This window comes from Nisaea sp. (assembly GCF_017640745.1).
Taxonomy (GTDB): Bacteria; Pseudomonadota; Alphaproteobacteria; order Thalassobaculales; family Thalassobaculaceae; genus Nisaea.
Genome location: NZ_JAEPQA010000001.1, coordinates 305,590 through 319,894, shown reverse-complemented (window position 1 = coordinate 319,894; position 14,305 = coordinate 305,590). Strand labels below are relative to the sequence as shown.

Genomic DNA, 14,305 nt, shown 5'->3' with positions numbered 1-14,305 from the left:
TCCAGCCGGAACCAGATGGTATAAAGAGTGGGGAGGGGAGTAGCCGGGCTTTTCAGAGAAACTGGTATACAAGATACGAAGCGTTGGTATACCATTTCTATGCCATGAAAAGTTGTTGGTCACCGCGAACAAAAGTGGGACTACTATCTGGCGACGGGTAACAATAACAAAACATAGTACCCGTGAAACCACACTGGGAGGTGTTTCATGAATTTCTCAAGACGGAGTCTTTTAGGTCTGGCGGTTCTTGCTGGCGTCGGTTTCGGTGCGGTCGCACCGGCTCAGGCGTTTGAACCCGTAAAGCCGGTCGATTTTGTTATTATGGCCGGCAAGGGCGGTGGCGCCGACAAGATGGCGCGCCTGATGCAGACCATCGTCGAAAAGCATAACATGGCATCCAAGCCGTTGATCCCGATCAACAAGCCGGGCGGCTCGGGTGCGGAAGCCCTGGTCCATGTCCAGAACGCAAAGGATCAGGATCACACCATCATGGTGACCCTGAACAGCTTCTACACCACTCCGATGCGTCAGCCGGGGCTCGGCGTGGACTCCCTCAAGTTCGCGCCGATCGCGCGGATGGCGGAAGACACCTTCCTGCTCTGGGTCAATAAAGATTCCGGACTCACGACGTTCGACCAGTGGGTCGATCACGTGAAGAAGGAAGGCGACAAGTGGGTCATGGGCGGTACCGGCAAGTTGCAGGAAGACCAGCTGATCACCGACTTCCTCAACGCCAATTTCGGCCTGAAGATGAAGTATGTGCCCTACAAGGGCGGCGGCACCGTCGCCAAACAGCTGGCCGGCAATCACATCAGTTCGTCGGTGAACAACCCGTCCGAGATCGAGGGCTTCTTCAAGGCCGGGACCGCCGTGCCGCTGGTTGCCTTTACCAACGACCGTCTCTCGGCCTTCCCGGACGCGCCTACGATGAAGGAAAAGGGCGTCGACTTCGCCTATTACATGCAGCGCAGCGTCGTCGGTGCGCCGGGCATGTCCCAGGAAGCGCAGGACTACTACACCGCTCTCTTCAAGAAGGTGTATGACAGCAAGGAATGGCAGGACTACCGGACGAGCAAGAGCCTCTACGGTGATTTCCTGACCGGTGACGCGCTGCGCGATTACTGGAAAGTCAACAACGAGACGCATCGCGCGATGCTTGCCAAGATGGGCGCCTCGTAACATTGCCAATGCCGACAGCCCCGGGACGCTTGCCGTTCCGGGGCTACGGTTCTCGGGATCTCGCTATCCCGCAATGTTTTCTTTTCACGACTGAACGGGAAGGTCGCCGCAGATGCGTCGCGCGGAATTGGTCACGGCTGTCATATTGGCAGTGTTTTCCATCTACCTGATGTGGAAGAGCACCGAGCTGAACATCGGCTGGGTGAAGTACGAAGGTCCCGGAGGCGGCGCCTGGCCGTTCTGGCTCGCCGGGATCATGCTGATCTGCAATATCTGGACAATCGTAAACTGGGTCCGGCGATCCACGCCCCAGTCGCGCTCCGTAGAGCAGTTCATGGATGCGCACGCGATCCGGATGTTCGTGCTCGTCGGCGGCAGCGTCGTGGGCCTTGTCGCCCTCGTGCATGTCGTTGGCGTCTACGGATCGGTCCCGATCTTCCTGCTTTTCTATCTGCGGGTGCTTGGCCGGCACACCTGGAGGCTGACCGCCACGGTCGCGGCCGTTGCCCCTGTCATCATCTTCTTTTTCTTCGATGTCGCGATGCGGATTGTGCTGCCCAAGGGATACCTGGAGCCGCTGTTCTATCCGCTTTACGACATCTTCCTCTAAGCGCCGGACGGGGGGACTGACCTATGGAAATCATCCAGCATCTTCTCGACGGCTTCCTGATCGCCTTCGAACCGCTCAATCTCGGGCTGGTCATTGTGGGCGTCACCGTCGGACTGTTCATCGGCGCGATGCCGGGCCTCGGTTCGGTCAACGGGGTGGCGATCCTGCTGCCGCTGACCTTTCTGGTGCCGCCGACCTCGGCGATCATCTTCCTCGCGGCGATCTATTACGGGGCCATGTACGGCGGCGCGATCAGTTCGATCATGCTCGGAATACCGGGAGCCTCGACGGCGGTCGCGACGACCTTTGACGGGCGCCCGCTTGCATTGAAGGGGCTTGCGGACAAGGCGCTGATCGCCGCCGCAATCGCCTCTTTCTTCGGCGGAACGGTCTCGATCATCCTGTTTACAGGTTTCGCGCCGGCGCTCGCCAGTGTCGCGCTCGATTTCGGTGACCAGGAGATCTTTGCTCTTATGCTGCTCGCCTTCGCGACGTTCGTGGGGCTTGGCGGCGACGATATCCCGAAAACGATCTTCTCGATCTGCATCGGGCTGGTGTTCAGCGCCGTTGGCATGGACATCATCAGCGGCACGCCGCGGCTTGTCTTCTTCGACATCACAGGCTTCCTGCACGGCATCAACTTCCTGGTGCTGGCGATCGGCGTCTATGGCATCGGCGAGATGCTCTGGACGATCGACTCCACGCGCGGAAATCCCTCCATGTCAAAGGTGCAGATCTCCGTCGAGCGTACCTTCACCCACATGAAGGATGTCTTGAAAGAGTGGAAACCGGCCTGGATCGGCTCTCTGCTCGGCTTCTTCGTTGGAATCCTGCCGGCGGCGGGGGCGACCCCGGGCTCGCTGATGGCCTATGGCATCTCCAAGATGACCTCAAAGAACCCGGAAGGTTACGGCAAGGGTGAGGTCGGCGGCGTCATCGCTCCGGAAGCGGCGAACAACTCCGCTTCCACGGGTGCGATGCTGCCGATGCTGACCCTCGGCATTCCGGGCTCTCCGACGACCGCCATCCTGCTTGGCGGCATGGTGATCTGGGGTATGGTCCCGGGGCCGCTGATGTTCGTGGAGCAGTCGGACTTCGTCTGGGGTCTGACGGCCAGCCTCTATGCCGCGAACTTCTTCGCGGTGGTGATCAACATCCTCTTCATCCCGGTGTTCCTGTGGGTGCTGAAGATGCCGTTCACAATCCTCGCACCGGTCATTTTCGTGCTGTGCCTCGTGGGTGGCTATGCGCCGACGGAGGATATGCACGATGTCTGGCTGATGGTGATCTTTGGCTTCGGCGCCTATCTCCTGCGCAAGCTCGACTATCCGCTTGCGCCGGCGGTGCTGGCGATCGTGCTCGGCCCGATCGCCGAGCCGGCCCTGCGGCAGAGCCTGATCATCTCGGGCGGCGATGCCACGGTGTTCTTCACCCGCCCGATCGCCGGACCGATCACCATCATCGCGATCGTTCTGCTCTTCCTGCCGCTGGTGCAGCTGATCCGGAAGAAGCGGAAGAAGGCCAGGGAAGCGCAGTCCTAGGCAGAGACGTTTCCTGCAAATCAAAAGGGCGGCTCACCGGAGCCGCCCTTTTCTGTGGTAGCCCGAAAAGGTCAGACCACGTTGACCACCAATTCGCCAATGCCGTCGATATGGCCGTGCAGCACGTCGCCGCGCTGCACCGGGCCGACGCCGGCGGGCGTTCCGGACATGATGATGTCGCCGGGGGCGAGCTCGAACAGTCCGGAGAGATAGGAAATCATCTCAGGCACCTTCCAGATCATCTGATTGAGATCGCCTTCCTGGCGCATCTCCCCATTGACCTTGAGCCAGATCGCACCGTTCTCGGGATGTCCGATATCGCTTGCCGGAACGATCTCTCCGCAGGGGGCCGATTTCTCGAAGGCCTTGCCGATCTCCCAGGGGCGGCCGAGCTTCTTCATCTCACCCTGAAGATCGCGCCGCGTCATGTCGAGCGAGACGGCGTAGCCAAAGACGCACTCCATCGCCTCGGTGACCGGAATGTCGCTGCCGCCCCTGTGCAGGGCCACGACCATCTCGATCTCGTGATGCACGTCCTTCGATTTCGGCGGATAGGGAAAGTTCAGTTCCGGCACCACGAGATTGTCCGGATTTTTCTGGAAGAAGAAGGGCGGCTCCTTGTCCGGGTCGTGCCCCATCTCGATCGCGTGCTCGGCATAGTTCCGGCCGACGCAGTAGACGCGGTGTACCGGGAAGCGGTCGTCCCGGCCCCGGACCAGAAGGGAAACGGCAGGGGGAGGCGTAAAGACAAAGCTCATGACAGGCTCCTTCCTTGGGAGGACCGGCGCGACGCGTTGCCCGTGGTCGCGCAGCTGTGAAGCTCGGCGACAGAATCGATCAGCCCGGCGGAGGCGTCCAGCCTTATATTGAAGCCGTTTTATCACTGTTGGGATGGGGCCTGATGTATCGATGTCTGACCTGCAGCGCCGTACTGTTGCTCATCTTGTCGGCTCCGCTTTCCGCTGCGGGGCTTGAGATCAGGGAGGTGACACTCGCCGAGGCCGGGGCCTCGCTGACCGTGGCGGATGGCGCCGTTCTGGTGAAGACCGGCGATGGCTCCATCTACCGGCTTGGGGAGGGTGGCGCGATCGTTGCGGCGTCCGGAACGGCGTGGCCGCCGGCGGATGTCGCGCTTTCGCCGCCGGTGGTCCGCGACGGCCGGATCGGCAGCGATGCGACGGGTCGTATTCTGGCCTGGTATGCCGAAGAAACCGAACAGTACCGTCACGGCGCGCTTGGCGATCCGGTCGAAGCCCTTGCGCTTGTGGGTCGTGAGGATGACGGCAAGCCCGCTGTCTACCGGATGAGCGGTGACGAGGTGTTCGAGGATCTCGAGCCGAGGATCGTCGACCTAGATATCGAACCGCATGGCCGGCCGGAAATCGTGACCATCGTCGCCTCGGCGGAGGAGGGGGCGGCCATCGCCGTGTTCGGCATGGCCCGCGACGCCGACGGCGACCCGGCGCTGGTTCGGCTGGCGACGTCGAGCCATATCGGATCAGCGTTCCGCTGGCTCAATATTGCCGGCATTGCCGATTTCGACGGCGATGGATTTACCGAGATCGCATATGTGGATCGCCCGCATATTCGCGGAGAACTGGTCTTTCTGGAATGGCGCGGCGGACGCCTGAGGGAGCAGGAACGGGTCGGCGGTTTCGCCAATCATCATGGCGGTTCCACGGTTCAGGACCTTTCGGAGATCGCCGATGTGGATGGGGACGGTCACCTCGACCTGCTGCTGCCGGACCGGGGCTACCGCCATTTCGTCGCGATCGGACTTGACCAGGAAGGCGCTCGGGAGATTGCCCGCACAGCGATCCCGAGCGCACCTGTGTCGGCGGTGCTGCCTGCGGGATCTGCCGGTGCGGTCTATCTGGACGGTGAGGGGCGCCTGTTCCGGCTGGACTGGACGCGCTGACGCTCAGACGAGCCCTTTTTCGCTGAAGAACGCGTTCATTGCGTCGGCGAGGGCTTGCGGCTGCTCCAGGCTCGGAATGTGGCCCGCTTCCGCGATCTCTACGTAGCGCGCGTCGGGCATGCTCTCCGCCATCGCGCGGACAAGGGCGGGCGGCGTCGCGCCGTCCTCGGCGCCGCAGATCACGAGCGTCGAAACGGCGAGCGCGCGTGTCGCCTCGGTCAGGTCCGCGTCTCGGATCGCGGCGCAGCAGCCGACATAGCCTTCCTGCGGCGTGCGGGTCAGCAGATTGCGCCAGCCGGCGGTGCGTTCCGGGTATTTGCTGCGGAAGGAGGCGGTGAACCAGCGCTCCATCACACCGTCGGCGATGCCTTCGAGGCCGATCCTGGCGATCGCCTCGATGCGGTCCTGCCAGAGTTTCGCGTCGCCGATCTTCGGGGCGGTATCCATGCAGACGAGACCGTCGACCTGCTCCGGAAACTGCGCCGCATAGTCCTGCGCGATCATCCCGCCGATGGAGACGCCGCCGAGCAGGAAGCGGTCGAGGCCTGCATGTTCGGTCACGGCCTTCAGATCGGTGCTCAGATCGCGGATCGAATAGGGCGCCGGCGCGACATCGCTGAGGCCGTGCCCGCGCTTGTCATAGCGCACGATCCGCCCGATCCCGTCCAGCAGTGGCAGCAGCGGATCCCAGATCCTGAAGTCGGTTCCGAGCGAATTGGCAAGCACGAGTGTCGGGCCGTCGCCCAAACGGCGGTCCGAATAGTGAATTGTTCGTGATCCGTGTTTGAAAAATGCCATCTGAAGCGGGCTCCGCATGCGCTTGATTTATCCCTCCGCCGGCCGCTAACCCGCGGAAATCCAGCTTCTTTATACGCCATGCCGGGTACTGGACAAGGGCCAGGCGCCAATAAGGGATGGTCGATAAGTACCGATAGGCAGATCCGGGAACTTTTCGTCGGCGCTTGTCAGCCTACATCTCGTCCGTGCTTTCGTTTCTGGTCTAGGGAGGACCGAGAATGACATTGAAGAAAGATGGACTGAACCGGCGCGAACTGGTCCTTGGGGCCGCCGCCGGAGCCCTCGCTGCGCCGGCGGTCCTGTCGACGCTGCGGTCCGTTGCCGAGGCCGCGGCTCCGATGCAGGGGGCGGCGCACCCGACGCATTACCGGTTCAAGCTCGGCGCGTTCGAGGTGACGACAATCTGGGACGGCGCCATTCAGCTCGATGGCCCGCATCCGATTTTCGGCGAGAACGTCATGCAGGACGATGTCGCTGCGCTTGCAAAGGAGAATTTCCTGCCCGAGACCCGGATGGAAATCTCCTTCACACCGGTGATCGTCAATACCGGTTCCGAAGTGATCATGTTCGATAGCGGGAACGGGGACGGGCGCAGGCCGAACGCGGGCCAGCTCTCGGCCACGCTTGCCAAGGCCGGCTTCACCGCCGAGCAGATCGACGTGGTGGTGCTGACCCATTTCCATCCCGACCATATCGGCGGTCTGATGGAAGGCGGACAGCCGCTCTTCCCGAACGCGCGCTACGTTACCGGTGCCGCGGAATACGATTTCTGGTCACCTCCGGCGATGGCTGAAGGAAACCTCGCCCGCGTCGGCAAGCTGGTGCAGAGCAACGTCGTTCCGTTTGCCGAGAAGACCACCTTCGTGAAACCGGGTGACGATGTGGTCACGGGTATTCAGGCGGTCGGCGCCGCGGGGCATACACCCGGACATATGGCCTATCACTTCGAAAGCGAAGGGCGCCGTTTGCTCGCTTGGGCGGATACGACCAACCATTACGTCGCGTCGCTGCAGCGGCCCGACTGGCATGTGCGTTTCGACATGGACAAGGAGGCCGCCGCGGCGAGCCGCAAACGCGTGCTCGATATGGTGGCCGCGGACCGGATCCCGGCGACGGGCTACCACATGCCGTTCCCGGCGGTCGGGTTCGTGGAAGCGCAGGGAAGCGGCTATCGCTGGGTCCCGGCAAGCTATCAGCTCAATCTCTGAGAGCGACGAAAAACCGGGGATGGTGCGGCCTGCTCGCCGCACCATCTCAGAACTTGCGCGACGCGCGGTGAAACCTGTTACACTCTGCAATGTATCCGCAGCGAAAAACGGGTTGATAAGAGAACGTTAACCCTTGCTGCGGGACACTGTTTCGCTTGGTTTCCGGCGAGAAGTGGGGAAGCGCATGGTGGGTTCTGGTGATAAAGGTGGCAGCGGCTCCGGCGGGGCCCTTTCTGTCGCGGACGTGCAGGCTCTGCTGAAGGATCCGTCGGCGGAAAATCGCGCGGTGACGGCCGCGAAAGTTGCCGGCCAGCTTTCGGCCGCCAGTTTCTCCGCAACCGAACTGCCCATGGCCCAGGAAATCCTCAGGGTGATGGCGCGCGATGCGGAACGCAGGGTGCGCGAAGCGCTCGCCCGCGAGGCGCGATCGGCGAAGGATCTGCCGCACGATGTGGCCATTCTGCTGGCAAAGGATGTCGAGTCCGTTGCCATGCCTGTGCTGGAATTTTCCGAGGTCCTGCGCGAAGAAGACCTGATCGAGATCGCCTCCGCCGCGGACGAGATGAAGCAGACGGCGATTGCGCGGCGGGGCAATGTCTCCGAGGCCCTGGCCGAAACACTGATCGACAAGGGCAACCAGACGGTTGTCGAGACCCTGGTCCGGAACGAGGGAGCCGCCATTTCGGAGAGCGGATTCGAGAAAGCGATCGAACGTTTCGGCGAAGATGAGAATATTCAGGACGGGCTGGTTCACCGTCAGAAACTGCCGGTCGGGATCTCTGAGCGTCTGGTGTCCATCGTCTCGGACAGGCTACGCGAACATCTTGTGAAGCATCACGACCTGCCGGCCAACACCGCGACCGACCTGTTGCTCGAAGCGCGCGAAAACGCGACGCTGAGCCTGGTCTCCAACGGGGCGCCGTCGCAGAAGGTCGAAGACCTGGTCGCCGAACTGCACCGCAACGGCCGGCTGACGGAATCCATCGTTCTCCGTGCCGCCTGCCTCGGCGATATGGATTTTGCCCAGGCCGCGATGGCGGAGCTCGCGTCCGTACCGCTGATCAACGCCCAGAAACTGTTCGATGACTCGGGCGCGCTCGGCCTGAAGGCGCTGTTCGACCGCACGGGCCTGCCGAAGCGGAGCTACCCGGTCCTGCGCAAGGCCCTCGATGTCATGCGCGACACCGAATATGACGGTCTGGAGAACGACCGCGAGCGGTTCAGTCTCAGGGTTCTCGAACGTCTTCTGACGGCGTTCGAAACGGACGATTTCGGTCTTTCGGACGACGATGTCGAGTATCTGATGAAGCGCCTGTCCGCGCTGACCTCGAAGACCGCGGAAGCGCGGGAGCATCTTCACTGACGATCGGCGCCGTCGCCGTCAGGCCGGAAGCCGAACCTCGAATGTCGATCCTTGTCCCGGTGCGCTCGTTACCGAGATCGTGCCGCCATGAGCCTGGACGATCGGTTTGCATATGCTGAGGCCGAGGCCTGTGCCGCCGCTGTGACGGTCGTCGGAGCTGTCGACGCGGAAGAAGCGTGTGAAGATCTTGTCCTGCAGGTCGAGAGGAATGCCCTCTCCGAAATCGCGCACCCTGAGTACGAACCAACCGTCATTCCTGTCGGCTCTTACTTCGACCTGCTGTCCCTGACGCGAGAACTTGATTGCGTTCGAGAGCAGATTGGAAATGACCTGGGTAAGCCGGTCCGGATCGCCGGTGAATATCGGATTTTCCGGAAGCCCGGTCGTCTCTACGGTGACGCCGTATGTCGATGCGTATGTCTTGAGCGACGAGACGCAGTCGCCGATCAGAGTAGAGATATCGCATTCGCGCATGTCATAGGACATGCGGCCTGCCTCGATTTTCTCGACGTCGAGAATGTCCGAAACCAGCGCACCCAGGCGTTCGCTGTTTCTGTAGGCGATTTCGAGCAGTTCGCGTCCCTGTTCCGGCAGGTCTCCGGCGAGTCCGCCCTGAAGCAGTCCGAGCGCACCGGTGATCGAGGTGAGGGGAGTCTTCAGCTCATGGCTGACCGTCGAGATGAACTCCCGTTTGATCCGGTCGAGTTGCTTGCGTTCGGATATGTCCCGGATGATGCCCACAAAGCGTTTCTCTCCTCCGACCTCCATCTGGCCGACAGCGAGTTCGACCGGGAATTCGGTCCCGTCGGACCTTTTTGCGGTGAATTCGCGAACCTTGCCGATGGCATTCGCTGCTTGCCCGCCGAGATAGCTGGAGATGAACCCGTCATGAGGGAAAGCGTTCTGACCCGTCATGAGGGTGCCGAGATTCTCTCCGAGTGCGGCATCGCGGCTCATAGCGAACATCTGCTCGGCTGCGGGGTTGAATGTCAGGATTGTTCCATGGGTATCGATGGTCACGATGGCATCGACGACAGTGTCCAGAATTGCGCGAATGGACTCGGCGCGCTCCGCGAGTGCTTCCGCGTTCTGTTTGATGCGCGTGATGTCGATCCGAAGCCCGATGTGACTCCCGTCGGCGGTCTTCCGCTCCGCAATCCTGAGCCAGCGACCGTCAGCCAGTCTCTGCTCGATTTCGAGTTCGGACAGGCGATGTTGTTCGAGCCGTTCCGAAAGCCACGCCTCCTCGCGACCAACGGCCTCCGCATATTCGCCGGCCGCCAGTCCGGCTTTCAGAATATCGGTGAATGTCGCGCCGGGGACCATGGCATGAGCCGAGAGCGGATAAATCTGCTTGTAGCGCCGGTTGCAGACGACAAGCCGGTCGTCCGCGTCGTAGATCACGAACCCGTCTTCGAGAAATTCTATCGCGTCCAGAAGCTTTGTCTCGGCGAGACGCGCCCTTTCGGAAAGGGCCGTGCTCTCTGATATGTCCTGCACGATACCTGTCTCGGTAGTTTGATTCGGTGCTCTTCGCGCCGTCCTGAGCATCAGCGTCTTGTAGGGCGCCGATGCTTTCGCGCGGGCCTGGAACGCGAATTCCTGGGGTGCCGAACCGTTGCAGATTTCTTCAAGCGTCTGGCGGACATGCTCGCGGTGTAAGGGAGCGATCAGCGAGACATCGGGCGCGCCTTCCGGGCCAAGGCGTGGAAACCATATCGACGAGTCATGGCCTGCGGGAACGCGGAAGCAGCGGTCCTTGAGGTCCCATTCCCAATAGACGGCGCGCGTCAGCCCCTGAAGGGCGCTGAGCCGGGCCGCTTCCGGGTCATTAGTGTCGGCATCGTGCTGTTCCACGGTCAAATTCGCCATTTCGCCGGAAAGTCCGTGCTTTCACGTGAATCGATTGTGCGCCCGAGTTGTGGCAAGGTGCCTCTGCGAGATGAATTGATGTAATCGTGCCAGCGGGCACAATGCTATCGGACGATTAATAAATCGTAATTCTATTCGAATGATTGTTGCGCGTTTGCGGTTTCCGCTCCGATCTGAGGCGATTTGTCGCCCCGTGCAGGATTGCTAACGGGAAGATCGCCGGCGCTATTCTGAAGAAGCTGGTTCCGGCAATCGCCGGTTGCCGGCCGTGAATTTCCCGGGGACTGAGAACAAGGGATTCGACTGTGTCCGATACCAGCATGAGGGAAGCGTTCATCAGGCTTCGTTCCGAATTTCACGAAATCTGCAAGGGCCGTATCGAGGAACTGCAAAGCCAGATGGCCGTGCTCCAGAGCGACGCCGAAGGGGCGGAACGGGTCGCGGCGCTGGAGGCGATGCGGCGCGAAGCCCATACAATCGCGGGCAGTTCCGGAACCTACGGGTACGCGGATGTCTCCCGGAGTGCGCGTGCGCTCGAGGAGTTCTGTAACAGCATAGCTTCCTGCGAAGAGGGGCGGTTTGGCGACGCGACGTTGGCCGAACTCACAGAGATCTATGGCAACCTTCTCTCCGACGCGGATCGGATGTTCGCCGATCCCGAAATCGGCATCGTGCCGTTCTGAACAAAGGACTCAGTCTTTCCCTTCGTTCTCTTTCCAGGTCGACCAGACCTTCCGGACTTCCTCACTCAGTTTCATCGGGTCGAACGGTTTCGCGATGACGCCGATCGCGCCAAGGTCCAGCAGACTGCGGATCTCGTCCTGCTGCGTCTTTGCCGTCATGAATACGATCGGGACTTCCGCGACGTCCTCGCGTTTGCGAAGCTCGATCAAGGTAGAAGGACCGTCCATGCCTGGCATCATGACGTCAAGCATGATCAGGTCTGGCGCGATTTCCGCCACGCAATCGAGCGCTTCCTGTCCCGACGCGCACGATGTCAGGTCGAAGCCGCCGACGGACTGCAGGGCGAGCTTGGCAACGGCCCGGATGTCCTTCTCGTCATCGACATGAAGTATCTTCTTCATTTCTGAGGGCTCTCCGAAGCCGCGGCATCTGCCTGACGCACTGAGTGATGGAACCGCTTTGGGCGGCGTAAGAATAATTCGGCCGGGAATGCGGTTCCTAACCGTATGGTAACGTTTGCAGGTTAACGAATTACCAAAGCGCCGTTCCCGGGCCCGCCCGGCAATGGCGGCGTTTCCGCTGTACAGTGTGGTCAGGATCAGGTGATGGAAGATTTCGAGAAACATCTAGCACAGTTGCACCAGGAGTTTCTGGACCAGGCGAACGATAGCATTGCTCAGCTTGACCGCATGCTCGATGTCGCGTCGGAACGCGGCCGGCTCGATAACTCGGAGCTTGTGAACATTGCGCGCATCGTTCACTCGCTGAAAGGATCCGGCGGGACGTTCGACTATCCCAATCTGACCGTACTGGCACATCGTTTCGAAGATTATCTCGGCGCCTCCGACGCGTCCGCGCCATTGAAGCTGGACGATGTCCGGATTTTCGTGGATCGCATCGGAGATGTGGTGGACGGGCGTATTTCCCGCGAAGGGCCGATCGATACAATCGTCCGCTCGCTGCCGATGCGCTCCCGGTTCGATGTTGCGGATGTCTCTATCACGGATGTCGAAGTCGGCCTGATCATGGAAGGCGGGGCGCAGGCCAGGCTCGTGACGAAGGAACTGGAAGCCTGCGGCTATCGCGTCACGCATCTGCAGTCTTCCATCCAGGCGATCGGATATGTCTATCAGACCCGTCCGGACTGCGTGTTCGTGTCCGCCAACATGCCGGGCCTGGATGGCGTCGATTTTGTCCGCGCCTTGAAAGCCATGAAGGCGACGGAAGCGATCCCCTGTGCGCTATTGACGGCGTTTGCGCGCGACAATCAGCTGCTTCGCGGGTTGCCTGACTCAGTGCCTGTTATTCGCAAGGGAGCCCAGTTCGGCGACGATCTGGCCGACGCGCTGCAAAAGCTCGGACTTCTCTGAGCGGACTGCATGGATCGGGTCGCTCTATTGACTGCGGAGATTTTCGCAAAATAACCGGAAATCTTGGTTAAACATCTCACTTATATTTTGTGGAGTATTCGCCGGGATTGTTTTATTGAAATCGCTGCTTTTTATATTCTGGGGCCGGCAAGAATACAACTTTGCCGACAAGTAGCGATGAATGAACTGTGGAACACCGATCTCTCCGCGGATGTGGAAGACGTTATCAAGAGCGTGTTCCGCAAGGCTCCCGACCCGACGCGGGATGGCGTTGTTCTCTGGGGACGAAGCGGACGCCTCGAGGCGTTCAATGCTGCTGTGCTCGACCTGCTCGGCATTCCCGCCGGCGCTTTGTCGCTGGGCATGGACGCGAGCGATATCCATGCCTTGCAGAAGACTCACAAGGACGTCCAGTTGCTGAACGGGTTCGCCTCCGATCTTGTGACCGGTGACCTCGCACTTTGCGAGCCGCGGGAAGATCTGCGCGTCCTGTTGGAGTCGGGCCGGATGGTTCGTGTCGATAGCCGCCCCTGCCATGACGGCGGCCTCGCGACGGTCCTGACGGAATTGTCGGATGCGGACATCCGCATTGCGTCGGGCGGGGCGGAGATCGCCTCTCTTCGCGACATTCTGGAGGACTGTCCCGTCGGGGTGCTGGTGCTCTGCAACGACACGAATGCCTGTCTGGTCGCAAACACCCCCCTGAAAAGCTGGCTGGGTTCTGATTTTCTGGACTTACTGGCGGCCGAGGCGCCGCGTCGGGGCGACGGGGAGCGGGACAGTCTGATGGCCGTGCTGGCCGATCCGGATTTCAGCATGTCCATGACGGAGTACGAAGTTCAGCACGATGCCGCCGATGGCGAAACGCACTGGATGCTGCTGAGCGGTCGTCCGATAACATTCGAGGGAAATGCGGCGCGGATCATCTGGTTTCGTGACATTTCGATCCGCAAGCGCCAGGCTCACGATCTCCAGAGCAAGGTCGCGGAGAAGACCCGTCAGCTCGAAGAGGCCCTTCATCGGGCCGATCTCGCAAGTCTCGCCAAAACGCAATTCCTGGCAAATATGAGCCACGAGTTGCGCACGCCGCTCAACAGCATCATCGGGTTCTCGGATCTGCTTCAGAAGGAGATGTTCGGGCCGATCGGGAGCGAGCGATATGTCGAGTTCGTCCACCATATCCATTCCGCAGGCGCTCATCTGCTGGAGCTGATCAACGACATCCTTGATGTTTCACGGATCGAACTCGGCGAAATGGGACTGAAGGAGGACATGTTCGATATCGGCAGGTCGGTATCCGCGACGATCGCCATGATCCGCCCGAAGTTGGTCGAGAAGGGGCACAAGTTCACTGCGGAACTGCCGGACGGTCCTATAGGCTTCCGGGGCGATGAGCGCCAGGTGCGCCAGGTTCTGATGAACCTTTTGACCAATGCGGTGAAATTCACCGATCCGAGGGGAGATATCGAGCTCAAGCTCACGGTCGATGCGGAAAAGGGTATCGCACTCTCGGTGAAGGATAACGGAATCGGAATTCGCGAAAGCGATCTCGAGCGGGTTCTCAATCCGTTCGAACAGGCTACCGACGAGACTTACAGCCGCTCGATCGAAGGTGCGGGGCTCGGCCTTTATCTGACTCAGGCCATTGCCAAGGCGCATGGTGGGGAGCTGAAGATCGAAAGCCAGCTCAATCGGGGAACGACCGTTACCGTCACCTTGCCTGCGGAGCGCCTTGAGGCCCTCGAATGACGCTTGTCCCGTG

Annotated in this window: 13 protein-coding genes; 9 read left to right on the top strand and 4 right to left on the bottom strand. The window is 60.9% G+C overall.

Annotated features, from left to right (window positions below; genetic code table 11):
* The first annotated feature begins 207 nt into the window (after window positions 1–207).
* The 3 genes from JJ959_RS01590 (at window position 208) to JJ959_RS01580 (ending at window position 3,330) form a co-directional block, all read left to right on the top strand.
* On the top strand, window positions 208–1,179 hold the full coding sequence (locus tag JJ959_RS01590) for a tripartite tricarboxylate transporter substrate-binding protein (RefSeq protein ID WP_292879508.1): 972 nt from the start codon (window positions 208–210) through the stop codon (window positions 1,177–1,179).
* A gap of 112 nt (window positions 1,180–1,291) precedes the next feature.
* Window positions 1,292–1,789 (top strand): tripartite tricarboxylate transporter TctB family protein, encoded by a 498-nt coding sequence (locus JJ959_RS01585; protein WP_366816895.1) that lies wholly within the window; start codon window positions 1,292–1,294, stop codon window positions 1,787–1,789.
* Between the two features lie 23 nt (window positions 1,790–1,812).
* The gene (locus tag JJ959_RS01580) at window positions 1,813–3,330 is read left to right on the top strand and encodes a tripartite tricarboxylate transporter permease (RefSeq protein WP_292879506.1); all 1,518 of its coding nucleotides are present in this window, start codon (window positions 1,813–1,815) and stop codon (window positions 3,328–3,330) included.
* A gap of 71 nt (window positions 3,331–3,401) precedes the next feature.
* On the opposite strand, the gene JJ959_RS01575 is transcribed toward JJ959_RS01580, so the two are convergent.
* Entirely contained in the window at window positions 3,402–4,088 is a 687-nt protein-coding gene (locus JJ959_RS01575) for a fumarylacetoacetate hydrolase family protein (protein WP_292879505.1), read from the bottom strand.
* Window positions 4,089–4,231: 143 nt separating this feature from the next.
* Between JJ959_RS01575 and JJ959_RS01570 the strand changes: the two genes are divergently transcribed.
* Window positions 4,232–5,248 (top strand): VCBS repeat-containing protein, encoded by a 1,017-nt coding sequence (locus tag JJ959_RS01570; protein WP_292879504.1) that lies wholly within the window; start codon window positions 4,232–4,234, stop codon window positions 5,246–5,248.
* A 3-nt stretch (window positions 5,249–5,251) separates the two neighbouring features.
* On the opposite strand, the gene pcaD is transcribed toward JJ959_RS01570, so the two are convergent.
* Window positions 5,252–6,046: a 3-oxoadipate enol-lactonase gene (gene pcaD, locus JJ959_RS01565; protein ID WP_292879503.1), complete on the bottom strand. Its 795-nt coding sequence runs from the start codon at window positions 6,044–6,046 to the stop codon at window positions 5,252–5,254.
* Window positions 6,047–6,264: 218 nt separating this feature from the next.
* Between pcaD and JJ959_RS01560 the strand changes: the two genes are divergently transcribed.
* Together JJ959_RS01560 and JJ959_RS01555 are read left to right on the top strand one after the other, a co-directional pair.
* Window positions 6,265–7,254 (top strand): MBL fold metallo-hydrolase, encoded by a 990-nt coding sequence (locus tag JJ959_RS01560; RefSeq protein ID WP_292879502.1) that lies wholly within the window; start codon window positions 6,265–6,267, stop codon window positions 7,252–7,254.
* Window positions 7,255–7,441: 187 nt separating this feature from the next.
* Entirely contained in the window at window positions 7,442–8,617 is a 1,176-nt protein-coding gene (locus JJ959_RS01555) for a DUF2336 domain-containing protein (protein WP_292879501.1), read from the top strand.
* A gap of 18 nt (window positions 8,618–8,635) precedes the next feature.
* On the opposite strand, the gene JJ959_RS01550 is transcribed toward JJ959_RS01555, so the two are convergent.
* Window positions 8,636–10,489: an ATP-binding protein gene (locus tag JJ959_RS01550; protein ID WP_292879500.1), complete on the bottom strand. Its 1,854-nt coding sequence runs from the start codon at window positions 10,487–10,489 to the stop codon at window positions 8,636–8,638.
* A gap of 305 nt (window positions 10,490–10,794) precedes the next feature.
* Here JJ959_RS01550 and JJ959_RS01545 point away from each other — a divergent pair, with 305 nt between their 5' ends.
* Window positions 10,795–11,172: an Hpt domain-containing protein gene (locus JJ959_RS01545; protein WP_292879499.1), complete on the top strand. Its 378-nt coding sequence runs from the start codon at window positions 10,795–10,797 to the stop codon at window positions 11,170–11,172.
* Window positions 11,173–11,181: 9 nt separating this feature from the next.
* Here the strand turns inward: JJ959_RS01545 and JJ959_RS01540 are convergent, their stop codons facing one another.
* The gene (locus JJ959_RS01540; RefSeq protein WP_292879498.1) at window positions 11,182–11,574 is read right to left on the bottom strand and encodes a response regulator; all 393 of its coding nucleotides are present in this window, start codon (window positions 11,572–11,574) and stop codon (window positions 11,182–11,184) included.
* Window positions 11,575–11,778: 204 nt separating this feature from the next.
* Between JJ959_RS01540 and JJ959_RS01535 the strand changes: the two genes are divergently transcribed.
* Both JJ959_RS01535 and JJ959_RS01530 read left to right on the top strand, forming a co-directional pair.
* Entirely contained in the window at window positions 11,779–12,543 is a 765-nt protein-coding gene (locus JJ959_RS01535; RefSeq protein WP_292879497.1) for an Hpt domain-containing protein, read from the top strand.
* A gap of 63 nt (window positions 12,544–12,606) precedes the next feature.
* Window positions 12,607–14,292, top strand: a complete 1,686-nt coding sequence (locus JJ959_RS01530) for a PAS domain-containing sensor histidine kinase (RefSeq protein WP_292879496.1) — start codon at window positions 12,607–12,609, stop codon at window positions 14,290–14,292.
* The last annotated feature ends 13 nt before the right edge of the window (window positions 14,293–14,305 follow it).

Bases quoted from the DNA above. Each gene is read 5' to 3' on its own strand.
- JJ959_RS01535 (WP_292879497.1), top strand. From the start codon at position 11,779: ATGGAAGATTTCGAGAAACATCTAGCACAGTTGCACCAGGAGTTTCTG.
- JJ959_RS01575 (WP_292879505.1), bottom strand. From the start codon at position 4,088: ATGAGCTTTGTCTTTACGCCTCCCCCTGCCGTTTCCCTTCTGGTCCGG.
- JJ959_RS01540 (WP_292879498.1), bottom strand. From the start codon at position 11,574: ATGAAGAAGATACTTCATGTCGATGACGAGAAGGACATCCGGGCCGTT.
- JJ959_RS01550 (WP_292879500.1), bottom strand. From the start codon at position 10,489: ATGGCGAATTTGACCGTGGAACAGCACGATGCCGACACTAATGACCCG.
- pcaD (WP_292879503.1), bottom strand. From the start codon at position 6,046: ATGGCATTTTTCAAACACGGATCACGAACAATTCACTATTCGGACCGC.
- JJ959_RS01570 (WP_292879504.1), top strand. From the start codon at position 4,232: ATGTATCGATGTCTGACCTGCAGCGCCGTACTGTTGCTCATCTTGTCG.
- JJ959_RS01560 (WP_292879502.1), top strand. From the start codon at position 6,265: ATGACATTGAAGAAAGATGGACTGAACCGGCGCGAACTGGTCCTTGGG.
- JJ959_RS01585 (WP_366816895.1), top strand. From the start codon at position 1,292: ATGCGTCGCGCGGAATTGGTCACGGCTGTCATATTGGCAGTGTTTTCC.
- JJ959_RS01580 (WP_292879506.1), top strand. From the start codon at position 1,813: ATGGAAATCATCCAGCATCTTCTCGACGGCTTCCTGATCGCCTTCGAA.
- JJ959_RS01590 (WP_292879508.1), top strand. From the start codon at position 208: ATGAATTTCTCAAGACGGAGTCTTTTAGGTCTGGCGGTTCTTGCTGGC.